The sequence below is a fragment of the Thermogemmatispora aurantia genome (assembly GCF_008974285.1).
Lineage (GTDB): Bacteria > Chloroflexota > Ktedonobacteria > Ktedonobacterales > Ktedonobacteraceae > Thermogemmatispora > Thermogemmatispora aurantia.
This window is the reverse complement of record NZ_BKZV01000004.1, coordinates 67,728-84,849: the sequence shown is the minus strand read 5'-3', so window position 1 is coordinate 84,849 and position 17,122 is coordinate 67,728. Positions and strand designations below refer to the sequence as shown.

The window sequence follows — 17,122 nt, the reverse complement described above, 5'->3', positions numbered from 1 at the left end:
TCTCAGCGCACCTTTATCTGATGTTGCCCGGAACAGATGAGACCGTGACGGGGAATCTGGACCGTCTGCTGATTCGCCGGCAGGGGCTTCTCCGCCGCTCCCGCTTCGCTAACGCTGATGACCAGATTCTCCACATACTCAACATGCTCAATACGCTGCAAAAGTCCGTATAGCTCGGAACGGTTGAGCGCGCGCCCGAAGGGCCAGCCGTTGCCGCGTGGTCCCCCGAGATAGGGATTGAGGTAGCGCCGCAGGGCCTCCAGGGCCTCTTGCTGGACCGCCTCGATCAGGGCGGGATCGCTGTGTTCCGCGACGCGCAGCTCGGCCTGAACTGAGACGCTCACATAGTGGGGTGAATGGACCTCCAGGGCGGTGCCGAGCAGACGCCGGGGCTGGAGATAGGAGAGAACGGCGCTGCGCAGCTCGGCGGAGAGCGCCAGCTGCTCCGGCACCAGGGGTCCTTCGGGTTGATCAACCTGGGGCAGGACGATGACAAAGACCTGCCCTGGACGCGGATCACCACGTCCGCCCGGCTGGGGGCCGGGGGCCAGACAGCGTGCGCGCGCTACCCCAGGCACCTGGCAGGCCAGATACTCGTAATCGTCGGCGGTCACGGCCCGAGTGCGTGCGCGCAGCTTCTGGGGCGCTCGCAGCCGGGCCTCCTCCAGGCTCTGGGCATCGCGCCCACCAACGGCGGCGGTCCGGTTGGTGACGTGGGCTACATAGGGGATCGAGGTCTTGAGGACCGTCAGGGTGCCACGCGCGACATTGCCGACCACGCCTCCCCCGTAGCGATAGCGCTTGAAGACCAGCAGGCTCCCTTTCTCAGGGACACGGCCAAAGCGGTAGACAGTGCCGTCGGGCTGCAGGAGGGCCGGCCCGAGCGTGAGCGTGCCGTCGAGCTTATCGAGGGTGAAATGGCGATCGTCAGGACCGGATTCGGCAAAGTCTTCGATCTCGTGCCAGATCTGGGGCTTGTCGCCCGGCGGCTCGCTGACCAGATATTCTTGTTGTGGATCGAGGGCCAGAATGGGGGTATGCTGGAGCTGAAAGACCTGGCCCGGGGTGCCATCGCTGACACCTAGCACTTCCTCTTTGGCAGTGATGGCATGGCGCGCATTGACGGTCCCCCCGCGAGCCTCGACGCGCAGCCGGCGTAGTACCGGCGAAACCTGATAGGACCCCGGTCCTCCTTGCGCCTCGGTCAGTCGGCAGCGCAGCCAGTAGCCGGTGACGCCTGCGAACTCAGAGCGTACCATCTCCGGCAGATGGAGGATGATCTCACCGGCTTCGTTGAAGCCGCCGGTGCCGTCGTATTCGAGCTCGCAATTCACCCAGCGCGCGGCCCGCCCTTGCCAGACCTGCCAGGTCAGCGGCGGCTTCGTCGGGTCGACGCCCGCCCCACCGGCGCGCTCGCAGTCCACGACCAGGGCCAGCAGGTGATTGCTCAGGTCGTTCTCAAAAGCCAGCAGAAAGGCATCGCCCGGGGCCGGCTTCTGCGGAAAAAGGGCAACACGCTTCTCGCGCCCGCGCACTCCCTCGGGCGGCAGGTTGTGGCGTAGCCAGTTGCTGCCCTGGCTGGCGTTGCGCGTGAAGGTGTCGATGAGCCGCGGTGGACGCACGGTCAGCGGCTGCTCCGTGGTGAAGATGATGGCCGGGCTGCTCTCGGTACGCACGGTGGCGACTTCGGTATCGGCGGGAATGGTGATCTCCGTCGGCTGCGCCGCGGACAGATAAAAGGTAATGGGCACGGTCGCCGCTCGCGGCGGCTCCAGCCGAATGCCGATCAGTTCCAGAAATTTGATATAGTTCTTGTCTGGTACCTGGTTGACGCGATAGAGCAGCATGTCGGTCATCCAGGCGAAGAGTTCGATCAGGGTCACGCCCGGGTCGCTGACGTTGTGGTCGGTCCACTCGCGGCAATAGTGGGGAATGAGCAGCTTGGCCTGATCAACGATGTCTTGAAAGTGGCGATCGTCTAGCTTTGGCGCAGGCAGCGGCATGATGGTTAGCCCTCCCTCTGGCCAGTGGTCCCCGCCGGCTCGCTCTCGCCCTCGCCCGGAATGCGGTAGAAGGGGAAGACAAGCGAGCGGCGGTCATGGGTGGCCTTGATTTCATAGCGGATGTCAATAAGCAGGCGCCCCGGTTCGGCAGGATCGGGACGCGCCTCCACGTTGAGGACGCTGATGCGCGGCTCCCACATGCCCAGAGCATCTTCTACATAGTAGGCGGCCAGGCCGCAGGTGGTGGCGTTGTTGGGCGCAAACAGCAGCTCGTGAATCTGGCAGCCGAATTCAGGCCGCATCACGCGCTGCCCCTTGGGCGTCAGCAGGATAATGCGGATGGCTTCCTCGATATCGCGCTCCTGCCGCGCCAGCGCGATGCGCCCGTGGGCATCGATGTGAATCGGGAACGCCCAGCCGGTTCCAAGAAAATCGCGCATAGTGCTCGTTCCTCTCTTTTCTTTGACCTTCTATCTGCCTGGTGCAGCTCTGCTCTGCCCTGCCCCACCCGCCGGTACCGGCGGCTCGTCACGGCCAGCGCTGCCTCTGCTGTCCCCCTAGCCGATGAGCACGGTGCCCGTGGCCACGACGGTCCCCACTGGCATATCAGCAGGATCGTTGCAGGTCATGGCGGTGTCTCCGCTGCGTGCCGCTGGCTTGCCATTGATCAGGACGGTGGCGCTGCCGTTGATGATGACCCCACGGTTGCTTGGAGGACGCTGGAAGGGGCCGCCCTGGGGAATGTGTGGCGGCATGTTGTCGGCGGTGCTGCCCTGGGTAGCCGCTGGCAGTCCCATAATCATGACATTCGGGCTGAGATTGCCGTTGATGATCCCAGCGAAAGGATGCGGCAGCGGCGTTGGCACCGCGCCCCCCGGCGAGGGAATGAGGACAATGTGGGTGTCAACAGCGGTGATCTGGTCGCCCTGCTTGGCCGCCGGCTGCCCCATGCTGGTCGTTCCTCCTCTTTTTTATTTGCTCTCTTCTCTGTTCCTCGCTTGCGCTGTCTTCAGGAAAACGCGCCAGTGCTTCACAATTTCGGCATGCTTTTGCCGGGGACAGGCAGCACTGCAGACGAGTACCTTTCCGCTCGCTTCTGCTCGCTCAGTTCAGATTAATCGTTGTACCTTTGACGGTGACGACGCCGGCGCCTCCATCGATGTTGACGCCCTGCCCTTTGAGCTGGACCTGCCCCTGGGCTTCCAGGGATAGGGAGCCTCGAGCTTTCAGGCTGATGTTGCCCTGGACGCTGATCTGCAGGCTGTTGGAGGCGGTGTCGATCTTGATACTGTTCCCCGCGCTATCGCTGATGGTGATGCCACCACCCCCTTCGCTATCGTCCAGGGTGATGAGGTGGCCAGTACGCGAGCGGAGGAGGCGCTTCTGGACGCGGCCCCCGCTGGCGGCCTGCGGCTCCGGCGGCCTGTCTTGACCGTTCCAGAGGCCGCCCAGGATGTAGGGGTGCTGGATGTCTCCCTCCAGGAAGCCGACCAGGACCTCATCGTTGACCTCGGGCAGGAACTGGATGCCACGCTGAGCGCCGCCCCCGGGGACAACGACACGGGCCCACCCGCTGGCATGTTCCTCCGAGAGGGAGGGATATTTGACTTTCACTCGTCCCCAGCCAGCGGGATCGTCATTGTCGGTGACGATGCCGATGACCAGGCCCATGCCCGTGGAGAGCGGTCCAGCGAGCGTGGCCGTTGGCAGGGCCTGGCGCGGATCAGCGCCGCCCAGCAGGTTCAGTACGGTTGCGGGCTGGTAGCCGCTGACGCTGAAGCGGGTGAGGTAGCCATGACGCGCGCTGTAGCTGTGCAGGGTGCTGGTGACGAAGTAGGTGCCGCTGAAGCGGGTGCCCACGGCTTTGATGCGCACGCTGACCCCTGCCACCAGGGCGGGCAGGCCAGCGCAGGCTCCTTCGGCTTCGATAAAGCGCCCGGCGGCGCGGTCGGCCACCGCCTGCGCCAGGCGATCCGCCTCGGCCTGGGTGCGCACCGACCCCGCGGCGACGAGCGCTTCCGCTGTCAGCTGGAATGCCTGCTGAACCAGCTCGCCCCCGCTTTGCTCTTGCCCAATCTGGGGCGCTCCCCGTCCGTTCTGCGCCTGGCTGACGACGGCTCGCCGCTGCGCAGGGTCCCAGCCGCGCACGGTGACTTTGCTGAACTGGCCAAGGGTGGTCAGGCGCGGCGCAAATTCGTGCAGGTTGACCCCCCATTCCAGTTCAAGCTGGCCCCCGCCGTTCTTGAGCGGCTCCACGTGGAGGGTCTTCCCCTGGACGTAGAGCAGGCAGCCCAGGGCCGCCGCTCTTCGCTGGAGAAACTCCAGGTTGCTCTCATTACTCTGCAAGATGTAGTCATGGACCTGGCCACCGACCCGGACTTGCGCCTGCAGCCCGGCCTCCGCCGCCAGTTTCCTGATCAGGTCCTCATCGCTGACGTTGACAAAGGAGCGCACCCGGCTTCCGCGCCCCAGACGGTGCAGGCGATCGAAGGCGCGAATGATCAGTTGCTGGTTGCTGGCGTCAAAGGATGGCTCAATCTCGACAATTTCACCATCGAAGAGTAGCTTCGATTGCCGTCCGCTGTGCGCTTCGATCTGTACGCTCTGGCCGGGCAGGAGGCTATTGTCATCGATCCAGTGCAGCCGTGTGTCGTGCAGGACGATGGTGGCGACGTCCGGCAGATGGAGGCTATTTTCGATGGTGACCTCCAGCAGGTCGCTCATGAAGTCCGGCGACACATCGGCGCCTCCAATTTTGATGGAGAGCAGGCTGAGCAGGTTTTCATTCTGTGGCATTGGGGATCTCCAGCAGCAGACCTGGCGTGAGCTGCCGCACACGGGTCAGGCGGTTGGCTTCGGCGATCAGGCGCCAGCGGTTGGGGTCGCCGTACTCTTTGTAGGCGATCCAGGCCAGGGTGTCGCCTTCGCAGACGCGCCAGACGCGCTCTCCCCCGACACCGCCCGACGTGGGGTTGGTCGCCGGGTAGTCGTCTTTGTCCTGCACTTGCTGAAAGGTGACGTCCAGGGTGGAGCGCACCGGCGTGCCATCGGGCAGGAAGAGGGTGAAACGCTCGCGGATGTTGGTGATGACAGCTTTGAAGCTCCAGACGGCCCCCCATTGGAAGCTGACGACCGGAGGCCGCCCTTTCTTATGTTTGGCGCCTCCTCCTCGACCTCCCAGCGGCCCAAGCGCCGGATCAACTTTCATCATGTTCCAGATTTTTTCGGTGTAGGCTTTGCGTACGTCTTTGGAGCCGCCTCCTTCGCCGTTGCTTTTGATGTTGGTATAGGTGTCAAAGAAGAGCTGCATCTGCAGCGTGGTGGGCTGGCCGCTGCCAAATTCCAGGCGGGCGATGTTGGTGCCCTTGCTCTCTTTGGCAGTCCACGAGTTCTGCTTGCTAAAGGTGTATTCCTTGGGATTAAACATGCATTCGACGCTGCTGCCGTGATCATGGTCGACGATGGTGGCCAGGGCCAGCGGGCTACTTTGCATGGCTGCACTCCTTCCTTGATCGCCTTGCTTCCTTTTTTATGAGAGCAGGCGGCGCTGCTCGGCGCTCAGGCGGCGCTTGAGCAGGGTATAGACCTGGCGCGCCAGGGCGTCGAGATCCGGCTCCGGTGGGCGAGCGGCTGGCATGGCTGACTGCCCTTCACCCTGGTCCCCGACAGGTGTGGCCAGGCTGCGCTCGACGCCGGCGCGGCTGCTGCCACTTTGCTCCTCCGGGAGAGCGCTCCCGTTGGCTGAGACAGGGAGCGGCTGGTTGGGGGTGAACGCCGGGGGCGGCGGTGCGAGCGGTGCCGAAGAAAGGCTTGCACCTGACGTCGTCTCGCTCGCGGGCGGGCTGCCGGAAGAAGCCGGCGCGGTCAGCCAGGCCGGTAGTGGCTCCCAGGGAGCAGGAAGATTGCCCCAGATGCCACGCTCGCCCTGGTTGGCGTCCTCGCCCTCGGGTGTTCGACCCGCGTTGAGGGTGGACGGCTCCGTCGCGGTCATGGGCGCTGGCGGCACCGGTGAAGCGGTCACCGCGAAAGCCGTCCGTGCCTGCTGGCGGACGCGGCGCTCGACAGCAAGGGCCACCTGCTCTTCATCAGCGAGTGGGATGGCTGGGGCTGGTTCGGCGGGCTCTCCCGCTTCGGACATGGGCGCCGGGCGGATGATCGGCGGCAGGAAGCGCGGCCTGCGCCGGCGCATGATGTGCGTCAGCTCATGAGCCAGCAGGCCGAGGCCCTCTGGCGTGGTTTGCTCCTCCTGGGGAGCCAGCTCGATCGTGTCAGCATCGCTGAGCGCCTCCGCAGCGTGGGCTGCTGTGGCGCGAGCGGCCCGGGCATCGCGATAGAGCGCAACCTCCGCCAGGTCAATGCCCACGAGCGGCTTGAGGAAGCGGCGGGCGATGAGGGCCGGCGGCTCTGCGTTCCTGGGACCTCCTGCTGGACTCGACGAGGAGCGTTGTGTCGCAGCAGCTGCTGCAGGCCGCTCCCTCTGGAGACCGGCAGTGAGCGGAGGGAGCGATGGCTGAGCAGGCGCCTGGGTGTTTGCCTGGAAGGCGCTGGCAGCGCCCGCTGGCCGGGCCGGTCCTGTCATGCGATCAGGTTCCTGGTCCGGCTCCGCGCCCTTAGCCGGTTGCCTCTGTGCTGGTTGCCTCTGTTCGCGTTGGGCCTGTTCCACCAGGCGCCTGAGCCAGCTCTGTGGCGAGCGTTCAGCCTCGTCCAGACGGGGCCGGAAGAGCTGAGCCGCCTCATTGGGCAGTTCCGGCGCTGCCGCCACCTCAGAGTCAGAGGTTGAACCAGGGGAGGCCGGCAGACTCTGGCCGATCCTGGCGAGGTCACTTTCGGGTGCATCCAGGGCAATAGTATCATAGGGTGTACTGGCTGCACCCAGCTCGATCACCCGCGCGTGGCCTACCGGAGGCGTCGCCGGCAGCGGCGGCGAGGTCAGAGGCCCGGCCTCCTGTCGCTGGTTCTCGTCTGGCCTGGGCGGGGCTGCCAGCTCCTCCTCGTCGGCAGTGGCAGCCGCTCGGGGCTGGTCCTCCCCCGCAGCCGGCGCCGGTATTGTCTCTGTCGGAGTCAGCTGCTCTGGAGGCCAAGGCCAGGGAGCGGCAGGCGCTTGCTCCCCTTCCTCTGGCAGGGGGGACACTAGCGGTGGCGCCTCGCCGATGGGTTGCCGGGCGGCCAGCAGGCGTGGAGACCAGAGCGGCTGTCCTGTTGCCAGAGGCTGCTGAGGTCGGTCATCGGCGGCCAGGGCTGTCAGGCCGAGGGCGGCAGCCAGAGCGCGGTGCCGCTCCAGGGAGCGCCGCAGCGGCGAGGCCGGCCTGAGAGCGAGCAGCCGCTGGCGGCGGCGCAGAGCGGTCAGCAGCAGGTGTCGACGCACAATAGTCCTCCTCCGTCTCAGCCAGTCGGGCGCTGGTTCAGCCGAGGGTCACGCCCTCATGGGCCAGCTCCAGGGTCTCGATAGCCGCTGTATTGTCCGGCGCGCGCAACTGGGGGCCGACCCACTTCACCGGGTAGGCGTTCAGAAAATTCCAGCGCATCAGTTCGTTGCCCGCCACGTCATACATAACAACCGAGATATGGCGACGCTTGAGACGCCCGCTGGCCACATCGGCCAGCCAGCGATAGAACTCGTTGGAAGTGGTCAGGCCGCGCTTGAGCGTCAGATTGCTCACTTTGGTAAAGCCGGGCAGGCGATAGACAAAGCCGTTATTGCCGCCCTCCTGGTACTCCATGATGTCCATCTCGACCTGCAGGCCGCTGACCTCGGTAAAGACGCCCTGGGCCTGGCCCTCGAAGAGGACATAGAAGCGGCAACCCGGATAGGCTTCGGTGGCCATCAGCTCTTCACCTCCCGCGCCTCAGAGGATGCCCCACCTCCCGTTGTCCACGAGCCAGGGAGAGGCGTACCTCCTGAAGCAGCAAGTGATAGACTTTCTCTGCCAGTCGCTCGATGTCGATCGCGGCGCCGGCGTCCTCGCGCGCCGGCAGGCCCGCAGCGCTGGCGCCGGTCGCCTCTCGATCAGAGGCTGGGAGATCCGTCATCAGTTTCACCACCTTCCGCCAGATTGAGCGCGAAACGCAGGCCACAGCGGGGACACTGCGTCTCGAACAGCGTCGTGCCCACTTCGTTGATCTGGACATAGAGCCGCTGCAGATAGGCGAGATCGGCGGAAAAGAGTCCTTCGATCACGCTCACATCGACGGGATAGAGGTCGCCCAGGCGTGTCACGACGCGACTGAGCACCAGGATCGTCAGGTAGGCCTCGTTGGCACGGACCCGCGCATCTTGCAGCGGCTCGATCTCATCGAGGGCGGTCGCCAGGCGCATCGTGCCCTGACGATGGAGGTTCCCGCGCGCGTCGACGTAGCCGCAGGGCAAGGTAAAGGAAAACTCGGTCTGTAACATTGTTGTCTCGGCTCTCCGAGCGTGCCACGGGGCCTTAGCTCACGCGCTCGTAGCCCTCGTGGGTGATCTCCAGTTCTTCGATGGCCACCTCGTTGTTGCTGGCGTTGGCGCTGGGGCCGGTCAGTTTGCTCGGCCAGGCGTTGATGAAGTTCCAGCGCGCCACCGGCTCACCCTGCTGGTTGTACATAGTAATGGTCCCGTTCTTGCGCGCCTCATCGACCTTGCCCTGCTCGACGAGCTTGCGCCACTGCCACATGTCCATCGAGTCAGTAATGCCGCGCTTGAGGGTGATGTTGCTCCATTTGAGGCGGCCCGGCACCTTTTTGATGACGAATTCGCCGCGTGGCCCGCTGGCTTTGTATTCGACAACCTCGTTCTCGCTGCCCAGGCCGGTGCACTCGCGGAAGGCGCCGACGACCTGACCTTGAAATTCGACGCCAAACCATGATGAGACTAGCGGATCTTTCTCTGCCATGTGTTCCTCCTCCTTTGGTCTTCAATATGAGACACCGATGCGCTCGATTGCTGAGCAGATTGCTTGCTCAGGCGCCGCCACCCGCCCACTGGCGCAGACGGAAGACCACGAATTCGGCGGGTTTGACGGGGGCCAGGCCGATATCGATGAAGAGCATGCCGCGGTCGCGCACATCGGGTGGATTCAGCTCTTCGTCACACTTGACAAAGAAGGCTTCTTCAGGCGAACGGCCAAAGAGCATGCCATCGCGCCAGACGCCTGTGAGGAAGGCCGTGATGTCGCGTTTGACGCGCGCCCAGAGGTCAACATCGTTGGGTTCGAAGACCACCCATTGGGTGCCGCGCTCGATCGACTTTTCGATATAGTTGAAGAGGCGCCGCACGTTGATGTAGCGCCAGGCGGGGTCACTGCTGAGGGTGCGCGCGCCCCAGACGCGCAGGCCACGCCCGGTAAAGGAGCGGATACAGTTGACGCCGCTGGGATTGAGGGTATCTTGCTCGCCTTTGGTCACCTGGATAACGCCCTCCAGGGCGCCGCGGACGACCTCGTTGGCGGGGGCTTTGTGGACGCCGCGCTCGTTGTCGCTGCGGGCGTAGATGCCGGCGATGTGGCCGGAGGGCGGCACGGCCAGGGGGCGGCCATCGGGGCCAGAGATCTTGATCCAGGGATAGTAGAGGGCGGCGAATTTGGAATCGTAGGCGGCTTCAGCCTCACGCCAGACCTTGACCTGCTGCGGTGTGAGGTCCGGCAGGGGGTCCAGCACAGCGATGCGGTCGCTCATGCGCTCGCAGTGGGCAATCATGGCCAGTTGCACGGCTTTGACGCCCTCACGAGTGATCAGGCCGGCCTGGTAGGCGGCCATCAGGTCGGGGCAGCAGACCATCGTGACGTCTTCGGCGACTTCCAGCCCTTCGAAGCCGCTGCGCTCGGCGGCGCTGCCGGCGAAGTGGTCGGGCTGGACCTGGGGCAGGGCGAGCTGGGCCGGCGCCCGGAGGACGTAGGTGCCCGGCTCGGGGGCCCGCTCTATGGCGCTGCCGCTGGTCTTCGGTTCGACCAGACGGATGAGCTGACTGAGCTGATTGACCGTCTCAACGGCGGTCTTGCTCCCGGCTCCTCCCCCGCTGCCAACGCTCAGGTTCTCGTAGATCTCTTCTTCTTCGCCCATGCGCACTTTGAGGGTGAAGAGACCGCGATTGCCCGGCGCTGCAGAAGCTGCAGGAGACGCGGCTTCTCCCTCTTTCTGCTGCTCGCCTTCGGCTGAGGCGGGAGCCGGCGGGGGCGGCAGGGTTTTGGTGGGCGGCAGCACTTCGATCTGGATGTCCTGCTGCGGCACGTTTTTGGGATGGACGATCAGCGAGGGCACGGCTTTGGAGGCGCGACTGGGCAGCAGCACTGGCGCGGCTTTCTCTGTCTTGGTGCTGTTGTTGACCAGGCGCGTGACGTAGCAGCGCCCGCCGCCATTGAGGAAGTAGCCGTAGACGGCGTGCGAGAGGTAGGAGCCGGGCAGGTGGGGATTGCGTAGACCTCCCTCTTCGAGGCTGCCGAAGGTGGCGACATACTGCGACCAGTTGGTGATGAGCACCGGTCGGTTAGCCGGCCCGGCAGGGGCAAAGCCGACAAAGGCCGCTGTGGCGGTCCCAACGCCTTCGATGGGCCGTGGCCCGCTGTCGACTTCCTGAATGTAGACGCCGGGTGAGAGATATTCGGGCATGGTCCCAGGTCCTCCTTGGCATGATTTATCAGGAATAGATGATCAGATCGATTTGTACACAGAACAGCGCAGTGTCTTGGGTCAGGTTTCTAGCACAGGCAGGGCCTCCAGGACGATCTCGTAGGAGAGCACGCCGGGCGCACCCGACTGGTCGGCAGCGGGAGCCACGTCGTTGCCGCCGTAGTCGAGGGTCAGGCGCCGGGCCGGCCCTTCTGGCGGCGTGAGGCGTAGAACGGCTCGTCGCGGCGGCAGCTGGCTCAGGATGAAGCGCCCGCTTTCGTCAGTGATGCTCTCTTGGACCCGTCCCTCCAGAGCAACACGTACGCCGGCCAGGGCCTCGCCTTGCTGGTTGCGTACCAGGCCGCCGAGCTGGATGGCGCTCTCAAGGGCCTGCCCCTCTCCCGGCGAGAGGCGACGATAGCGGGCGGTGCGCTGCAGGACGAGCGGGGCCTCTCCGACGGCTGCCAGCTCCACGGGCACGGTGACGGTATAGGCCAGGGCTGGCCGCGGGGGACTGCCCAGGCCATTCCAGAGGGCAATGAGTGGTCCGGCATCGTCTTCCTGGGCCAGCCTGGTGACCAGCGGCACGGCCCCAGCCCGCAGTTCCTCGGGCAGCAGTTCCTCGGGGATCTGCGGGTAGCGCACGAGCGTGGTGAGTACGCGCCAGAGCAGTTGCTGCTCGTCTTCGATCTCGCTGCTGATGGCACTGACCATGTAGCGCAGGTCGAAGCGCCGCGGCAGGGGTCGGCGCTCGGCGCGCCCGTTGGTGGCGACGGTCTGATAGCTGCTCTGGCGGAGCTCGACGTTTTCCTGAATGGCGTAGAGGAAGAGGCTGATCGTCGGCTGCCAGAGGCGCTCGATGCGCTCTGGGGTTGGGGCCTCGAAGATGATCGCCACCTCTTGCTCGTTGATCTGGCCACGCTCGTAGAGCAGGCGTCGCAGGATGTGCTGCACGGTCAGTAACATGGCTTTTCATCCTCACTCACTTCAAGGCTGCGCCCAGGAGGGAGCCGCCGACGAGGCCTCCAAGTCCTCCAAAGAAGGCACCCACTGGGCCGCCGGCCAGAAAGCCACCGACTGCTCCCCCGATTCCTCCCAGCCAGGCCCCGAGCATTCCGTGTGGTGCGCCCTCATCGCGGCGCACCTTGTCAATATAGGGCTGCAGCGTGGAGAGGTCCTTGTAATCCTGGAGGGTGGCCGTGCCGTCCCGGGTCCGCCGCAAGGCCCGGTTATAGTCTTCGATCGCCTCGGCCTGCTGCTCGGGATTCCACTCCTCCCAGGGCGTCCCGGCCTGAATCGCCGCCCGCCAGTCGTAGGCACCGCCGCGGCTCCCGCCTCCTATGGAGGCCCGGATCTGGGCGACCAGGCTCTCCGGGATGTAGGCCAGGCCACCGTGCTGGTATTGCCAGACATGCCCCATCTCATGGATGAGGATCAGTTTGCCTTCCGGAGTCAAATTGAGCGTATCGCCGTCGTAGTAGTCATCCTCAAGATTGATGGTGTTGCCGACCGTGCGGGAGGCGCCCGAGGAGAGGATACTATGCTTCGTGATCGTGATGGCCGAGTAATCGAGGCTATCGGCATAGATTTCGCGGGCGTAGGCGATCTCATCGGGCGTGAGCGAGCGACGCTGCTGCGAGAGCCGGTCACCTGCGGCGGCCCCGCCTACAAGGCCGGCCACGCCGCCGATCACTGCCCCCACCGGGCCGCCCACGAAGAAGCCGCCGACCGCCCCTACGACAGCCCCCCCGATTCCTCCGAGCACACTCCCCAGCCAGGAGCGCCGAATGACCTGCGCTGGGGCTGCCACAGAGAGGCGGGCCGCCACAGGCTCCGTGAAGGGGGCCGCCGTGACCTGGGCCGCCACCTGCTCGGCCTCGCGCTCATAGTGATCGTCAACGGGTCCGACAACCAGGGGAGTTCCAGGCGCGATCTCGCCCGGCTGCTGTACAACGTGGCTCAATTCGTGTGCCAGCAGCCGCCGCCCTTCGTTCGTCTGCGGCGCGTAGGCCCCTGGACCGAAAAAGATGTCCTGGCCAACGGTGTAGGCCCGCGCATTGAGAGCCTGCGCCGCCTGGGCTGCCTCAGCGTCGACGTGGATGCGCACCTGCCCGAAGTCGTGGCCGAAACGTGGCTCCATGAAGGCCCGCACCTCCTCCGGCAGCGGCTCCCCTGCCAGCTGCTCCGTCGATCGCAGCGGTTCGCAGGTCGTGATCGACGGCTCCTGCTCTCGTCTCATCTTCCAGAGATACTGGGTCACCAGCGGCTCCTTTCCTTCCTGCTCAGCCGAGTCGTAGCAGGCAGCCTAGATTTTCACACTTTTGAGAGCGGCGATCAGCGTGGCGCGCCACCAGGGATCGCGCGCGGGATGGCTGACAAATTTATCCACCAGCCCGGTCACGGGGTCGGTGATGGTGGCAGGGGCCGGCCCTGTTCCACCAGCGGCACTCATGGCGGTCCAGGCCGTCTGCATGGCCGTACCGATCTCCTTGTCCGCCTCCACCGCCAGCATGCGCGAGATGCCAAAGAGTGGGTGATCGGGCGAGTCTTTGGCAATTTCCGAGTGAGTCGGTCCCAGGCCATTGGCGCGGGCCTGGGCTGCCGCCTGAGCGGTCAGGTTCTTCGCCTGCTGCTCCAGGATACCGCTGCGTGCAGCGGCCAGGGCGGCCGCCCTGGCTGCCAGGATGGCCGGGAAGAGCACACGGAGGAAGAAGGCTGTGCCGAACAAGCTAATGAGCCTATCCAGAGAGAGGCCCGCTAGTGCGCTGAGGCCGCCGCCGATGGCCTCACCGACGGCGCCCAGCGCTGTGCCTCCGATGCCCGCGCCAGTATGATAGCCGCTGGCTGTACCAGACACGGCTCCAGAGGCCGCGCCGCTGAAGAAGCCGGTGATGCCGTGCCAGACGGCGCTCAGGCCGGAGTGAGTGCGCCAGCCCTCCGTCGCACCCTCCGCTGCACCTGTGACCGCGCCGCCGACACCGCCAAGCTCGCCACCGATGACGCCACCGGCCAGGCTGCCAGGCGCGCTCCCAGCAGCCTGACCACCATGCCAGCCGACCTCCGCCAGGCGCGCGAGGACATCTCTCTCGGTCAGCCCCATCATGCGGAAGTAGCCCTTGATGAAGGAGCGCGTCAGTTCGCCGTTCTCAGTCTCCGTGCAGATCAGCTCCAGACGGCTCACCCAGTTGTTGGCGCCGGGGGCGTAGGTGCCGGTAATGATGCCTGGCAGGGCCGGATTGCGGGGATCATGGCCGCCGATGAGGGCCACATCGTTGCCCAGCTGTGATTTGACCAGCGCGTTGTACTGTGTCGCCGTGATCGTCCCATCGCTCTTCAGAATCCAGAGGGCCACCTCGACAAAGTTGGAATGGGAGTAGTAGTCTTCGATGGCATGCAGCGCGTTCCCCATGGCTGCCATCCCCTCCCCCTCGGGCGCGCGCCCGGCCACAATCGCCTCCTCCAGCTTTCGCTTCGCATGAAACTTCCCACGCTCGATGTATTCCGGCAGGCCGCTGTCGGCGGCGGCATGCCTGATGTCAGCCAGGTGGGCCTGCTCCTCGTCGTAGGCCGCCTTCTGTTCAGGGGAGAGCTTCTTTTCGGCCTCGGCGCGCTCGGCGGGCGTCAGGCGGGGATCTTCGACGGTGCCGCCGCCCTCGGGATTATCCAGGTGCTCAGAGGGCACATAGGTCCCCAGGTCCTCCTGTCGTACCGGGCGACCAAACTCGCCGAGGGTCAGGATCTGGATTAGCCGCAGGCCCTTCGGAGGGATCTGCGAGAGGTCGCGCAGCCAGTTGCCGAAATAGACGCTGCGCGCATCCTGATAGCTGAAGCCGACGGCGGTCAGGGCCTCCTCCTCGATGCCGCCATGACCGGCCTCACCGGCCTGATAGCGCCAGAGGCGGCCCCGCGTCGCGCTCTGGCTCACGGTGACGCGCGCTCCTTGCCCGCTGAGGACCTGATCGGCGATGGCCGTGGCCTCGCGCTCCTGCGGCTCCCCCGGCTCGCTGACTTGCATCTCCTGAGCCTGCGCAAAGAGAGGGCTGCCGGCAGGCGTGGCCTGCTGCAGCGTCTCACTCTGCTGCACCACATGCGTCAGCTCGTGCGCCAGCAGCCAGCGGCCTGCGGCGCTCTGCGGTGCATACTCCCCCTGGCCGAAAAAGATCTCCTGCCCGACGGTGTAGGCCCGCGCGTTGAGGGCGCGCGCTTCCTCGGCTGCCTGCTCATCGGCATGGATGCGCACCTGACTGAAGTCGTGGCCGAAACGCGGCTCCATATAGGCGCGCGTGGCCGCATCCAGACTTTCGCCGGCGCTCGCGGCAGTCTGAATCTCTTCCTCGACGCCCGGCGACCAGAGACGCAGCTCGGCCTGCACCTGTGGCGGTCGATGATCGGCATCGCCGCTGGACAGTTTCCTCATCGCCAGCCTCCGATCTCAGCCTCGGTAAGGGGCTTCTCTAGCTTGGCATACTCGGCGGCGGCGGCGCGCAAGAGGTGGCTCATGCGCAGCGGCTCGCCGGCTTCCGCCGCCAGGAAGGCCCCGTAGAGGGCGATATTGCGGATGTTGCCGCCGGCCACGTGCAGGCGGGCCAGCTTCTCCAGGTCCAGCCCTTCGCGCGGCACGCTTGCTGGAAAGACACGCCGCCAGATCTCCAGGCGCATGGCCAGGTCGGGAAAGGGAAAGTGGACAATGAAGCGCAGACGACGGAGAAAGGCCGGGTCCAGGGCATGCTTGAGGTTGGTGGTGAGAATGGCCAGGCCGCGGTAGGTCTCCATGCGCTGCAGCAGATAGCTGACTTCGATGTTGGCATAGCGATCGTGGCTGTCTTTGACTTCGCTGCGCTTGCCAAAGAGGGCGTCGGCTTCGTCGAAGAGCAGGACGGCGCCCCCCGTTTCGGCGGCGTCGAAGATGCGCCGCAGGTTCTTTTCGGTTTCGCCAATGTATTTGCTGACGACGGCGGAGAGGTCGATGCGATAGAGGTCGAGCTGTAGCTCGTGGGCGATGACTTCGGCGGCCAGGGTTTTGCCGGTGCCGCTGCTACCGGCAAAGAGGGCGCTGATGCCCAGGCCACGCGCTCCCTCTTCCTGGCGCCCGAAGCCCCAGCGCTCGTAGACGGTGGCGCGCTGGCGCACGTGGGCCACGATGTCACGCAGGAGGCGAAGCTGTTCTTCGGGCAACACGAGCCGCTCCCAGCTCACTCCGGCGGGTGGGATGCGCTGGGCCAGGTCGTCGAGGACGGGGCGCGCCTGCAGGCGGCAGGCGTTCCAGAGGCGCTGTGCTACCTCATCGGCGGGCAACTCCAGGCGCCCGGGTTCGGGCAGAAGCTGGGCGCAGATGCGTTCGATGGCGGCCCCGCCGAGGGGGAATTGCATGGCCAGCGCTTCGACATGGCCGTTGAGATCGACAGCCAGAGGCAGGGCGCTGAGGGCGCGTCGCCAGAGCTGCTCTTGCTCGGTCAGCAGCGGCGGCTCCAGCTCGATGCTGACCAGGGAGGCCGGCGCCAGCGAGAGCCGCAGGGCGCTGGCCTCGCGACAGCCAAGGATCAGCGGCGTCTGCAGCAGACGGGCCAGGTGCTCAACGGCCTGCTGGGTGGGACGGTCTTCGGGCGCGAGTTGACTGCAGTCCAGGAAAAGGGCACTGCCTGTCAGAATGGCCTGGCGCTCCCAGAGGCGGGCCCAGCGCTCTCGCTCGCTCACTGCTGTGGGCAGGTCGGCAGCCGACAAGGCGAAGAGGCGCAGGCCCAGCTCCTCACAGGCCCGCGCCGCCAGACGCAGCCCGTCCTGAGCCTGGGCGGCAGCAAGGACGATGAGCGGCGAGCGCTCCGCACCAGGCTGGCCCTTGAGGCCGACGGGGCGCGCGCTGGCAAGCCGCTCGCTCCAGGCGGCACGTAGCCGGACGCAGGCCCGCTGCTGCGAGGGAAGAAGCTCTCCCGCTGGTGGGGGCACGGGCACGAGCAGGCTCAGGCGCGGGTCGTGGTAGGGCAGGCCGACCAGATAATGCAGGATCGGCTCGTCGATGCGCAGGGGAGTCATGGTAATGGTGGCGCCAACGCCCAGAGTGAGGAGTAGCCAGCGACGCAGGGGGGCCGTGGGCGTGATGGCCTCCCAGTGGGCTTCTGGAAGGGCGGCCAGCGCCAGGCTGAAGGTGGGTAGGGCAGCCTGACTGCGCTCGCCCGCGGGCAGCCCCATTGCTTGCGCGCAGAGACCGGCGAAGCTGCTGTCTAGCTCGACGCCAGCACAGAGGAGTAGCAGATCACGCTCAAAGGGCGAGAGGCCAAAGGCGGCGCAGAGTCGCTGCAGCGGGGCCGGCTCCTGCAGAGCCGAGGCCGCCTGCTCCTGATGCAGCCCAAGCATGGGGTCGCTCTCCTCCGGTAGGGATGTCGGTTCTGGCTCTCCCCGGCGGTGCGCGCAATGGCGCACCAGGGCGTGACGCACACGAGCCAGGGCGACCAGGAGAGCACGCTGCGCTGCTTCCGCTTGGTTCTGGCTGACTAGAGATGCTTCGCTCGCCATCGTCATATGGGTTGCCTTGTGATGCCAGA

The 17,122-nt window shown here is 65.8% G+C and carries 15 protein-coding genes; all 15 read right to left on the bottom strand.

What is annotated here, in order from left to right; all coding sequences use genetic code 11:
- Positions 1–2 precede the first annotated feature (2 nt).
- The 15 genes from KTAU_RS12995 to KTAU_RS12925 all read right to left on the bottom strand — a co-directional run bounded on the left by KTAU_RS12995 (position 3) and on the right by KTAU_RS12925 (position 17,099).
- Positions 3–2,003 carry a putative baseplate assembly protein gene (locus KTAU_RS12995; protein ID WP_151728799.1) on the bottom strand — a complete coding sequence of 667 codons (2,001 nt, stop codon included), beginning with the start codon at positions 2,001–2,003 and terminating at the stop codon, positions 3–5.
- A 5-nt stretch (positions 2,004–2,008) separates the two neighbouring features.
- A complete protein-coding gene (locus KTAU_RS12990) occupies positions 2,009–2,443 on the bottom strand; it encodes a GPW/gp25 family protein (RefSeq protein ID WP_069802224.1) in 435 nt (144 codons plus the stop codon).
- A 117-nt stretch (positions 2,444–2,560) separates the two neighbouring features.
- The gene (locus tag KTAU_RS12985; protein WP_069802222.1) at positions 2,561–2,953 is read right to left on the bottom strand and encodes a PAAR domain-containing protein; all 393 of its coding nucleotides are present in this window, start codon (positions 2,951–2,953) and stop codon (positions 2,561–2,563) included.
- A 154-nt stretch (positions 2,954–3,107) separates the two neighbouring features.
- Positions 3,108–4,799, bottom strand: coding sequence for a VgrG-related protein (locus KTAU_RS12980; protein WP_069802220.1), 1,692 nt, complete (start codon positions 4,797–4,799; stop codon positions 3,108–3,110).
- The gene (locus KTAU_RS12975) at positions 4,786–5,496 is read right to left on the bottom strand and encodes a CIS tube protein (RefSeq protein WP_069802217.1); all 711 of its coding nucleotides are present in this window, start codon (positions 5,494–5,496) and stop codon (positions 4,786–4,788) included. The genes KTAU_RS12980 and KTAU_RS12975 overlap by 14 nt, the downstream gene beginning before the upstream one ends.
- Before the next feature lie 36 nt (positions 5,497–5,532).
- Positions 5,533–7,368 carry an eCIS core domain-containing protein gene (locus KTAU_RS12970; protein ID WP_151728798.1) on the bottom strand — a complete coding sequence of 612 codons (1,836 nt, stop codon included), beginning with the start codon at positions 7,366–7,368 and terminating at the stop codon, positions 5,533–5,535.
- A gap of 37 nt (positions 7,369–7,405) precedes the next feature.
- Positions 7,406–7,828 (bottom strand): phage tail protein, encoded by a 423-nt coding sequence (locus KTAU_RS12965; protein WP_069802213.1) that lies wholly within the window; start codon positions 7,826–7,828, stop codon positions 7,406–7,408.
- 7 nt (positions 7,829–7,835) lie between these two features.
- On the bottom strand, positions 7,836–8,033 hold the full coding sequence (locus KTAU_RS12960; protein ID WP_151728797.1) for a hypothetical protein: 198 nt from the start codon (positions 8,031–8,033) through the stop codon (positions 7,836–7,838).
- Positions 8,011–8,397 (bottom strand): phage tail assembly protein, encoded by a 387-nt coding sequence (locus tag KTAU_RS12955; RefSeq protein WP_151728796.1) that lies wholly within the window; start codon positions 8,395–8,397, stop codon positions 8,011–8,013. The genes KTAU_RS12960 and KTAU_RS12955 overlap by 23 nt, the downstream gene beginning before the upstream one ends.
- 34 nt (positions 8,398–8,431) lie before the next feature.
- A complete protein-coding gene (locus KTAU_RS12950; RefSeq protein ID WP_151728795.1) occupies positions 8,432–8,872 on the bottom strand; it encodes a phage tail protein in 441 nt (146 codons plus the stop codon).
- Between the two features lie 67 nt (positions 8,873–8,939).
- Complete coding sequence (locus KTAU_RS12945) at positions 8,940–10,583, bottom strand: phage tail sheath family protein (RefSeq protein ID WP_151728794.1); 1,644 nt, start codon at positions 10,581–10,583, stop codon at positions 8,940–8,942.
- An 81-nt stretch (positions 10,584–10,664) separates the two neighbouring features.
- Positions 10,665–11,549: a Pvc16 family protein gene (locus KTAU_RS12940; protein WP_151728793.1), complete on the bottom strand. Its 885-nt coding sequence runs from the start codon at positions 11,547–11,549 to the stop codon at positions 10,665–10,667.
- A 16-nt stretch (positions 11,550–11,565) separates the two neighbouring features.
- Positions 11,566–12,843 (bottom strand): eCIS core domain-containing protein, encoded by a 1,278-nt coding sequence (locus KTAU_RS21950; protein ID WP_228026451.1) that lies wholly within the window; start codon positions 12,841–12,843, stop codon positions 11,566–11,568.
- A 45-nt stretch (positions 12,844–12,888) separates the two neighbouring features.
- Positions 12,889–15,000: an eCIS core domain-containing protein gene (locus KTAU_RS12930; protein WP_151728792.1), complete on the bottom strand. Its 2,112-nt coding sequence runs from the start codon at positions 14,998–15,000 to the stop codon at positions 12,889–12,891.
- A complete protein-coding gene (locus KTAU_RS12925; protein ID WP_228026450.1) occupies positions 14,997–17,099 on the bottom strand; it encodes an ATP-binding protein in 2,103 nt (700 codons plus the stop codon). Before KTAU_RS12925 ends, KTAU_RS12930 begins: the two co-directional genes overlap by 4 nt.
- Between the last annotated feature and the right edge of the window lie 23 nt (positions 17,100–17,122).

Bases quoted from the DNA above. Each gene is read 5' to 3' on its own strand.
- KTAU_RS12995 (WP_151728799.1), bottom strand. From the start codon at position 2,003: ATGCCGCTGCCTGCGCCAAAGCTAGACGATCGCCACTTTCAAGACATC.
- KTAU_RS12990 (WP_069802224.1), bottom strand. From the start codon at position 2,443: ATGCGCGATTTTCTTGGAACCGGCTGGGCGTTCCCGATTCACATCGAT.
- KTAU_RS12985 (WP_069802222.1), bottom strand. From the start codon at position 2,953: ATGGGGCAGCCGGCGGCCAAGCAGGGCGACCAGATCACCGCTGTTGAC.
- KTAU_RS12980 (WP_069802220.1), bottom strand. From the start codon at position 4,799: ATGCCACAGAATGAAAACCTGCTCAGCCTGCTCTCCATCAAAATTGGA.
- KTAU_RS12975 (WP_069802217.1), bottom strand. From the start codon at position 5,496: ATGCAAAGTAGCCCGCTGGCCCTGGCCACCATCGTCGACCATGATCAC.
- KTAU_RS12965 (WP_069802213.1), bottom strand. From the start codon at position 7,828: ATGGCCACCGAAGCCTATCCGGGTTGCCGCTTCTATGTCCTCTTCGAG.
- KTAU_RS12960 (WP_151728797.1), bottom strand. From the start codon at position 8,033: ATGACGGATCTCCCAGCCTCTGATCGAGAGGCGACCGGCGCCAGCGCT.
- KTAU_RS12955 (WP_151728796.1), bottom strand. From the start codon at position 8,397: ATGTTACAGACCGAGTTTTCCTTTACCTTGCCCTGCGGCTACGTCGAC.
- KTAU_RS12950 (WP_151728795.1), bottom strand. From the start codon at position 8,872: ATGGCAGAGAAAGATCCGCTAGTCTCATCATGGTTTGGCGTCGAATTT.
- KTAU_RS12945 (WP_151728794.1), bottom strand. From the start codon at position 10,583: ATGCCCGAATATCTCTCACCCGGCGTCTACATTCAGGAAGTCGACAGC.
- KTAU_RS12940 (WP_151728793.1), bottom strand. From the start codon at position 11,549: ATGTTACTGACCGTGCAGCACATCCTGCGACGCCTGCTCTACGAGCGT.
- KTAU_RS12930 (WP_151728792.1), bottom strand. From the start codon at position 15,000: ATGAGGAAACTGTCCAGCGGCGATGCCGATCATCGACCGCCACAGGTG.
- KTAU_RS12925 (WP_228026450.1), bottom strand. From the start codon at position 17,099: ATGACGATGGCGAGCGAAGCATCTCTAGTCAGCCAGAACCAAGCGGAA.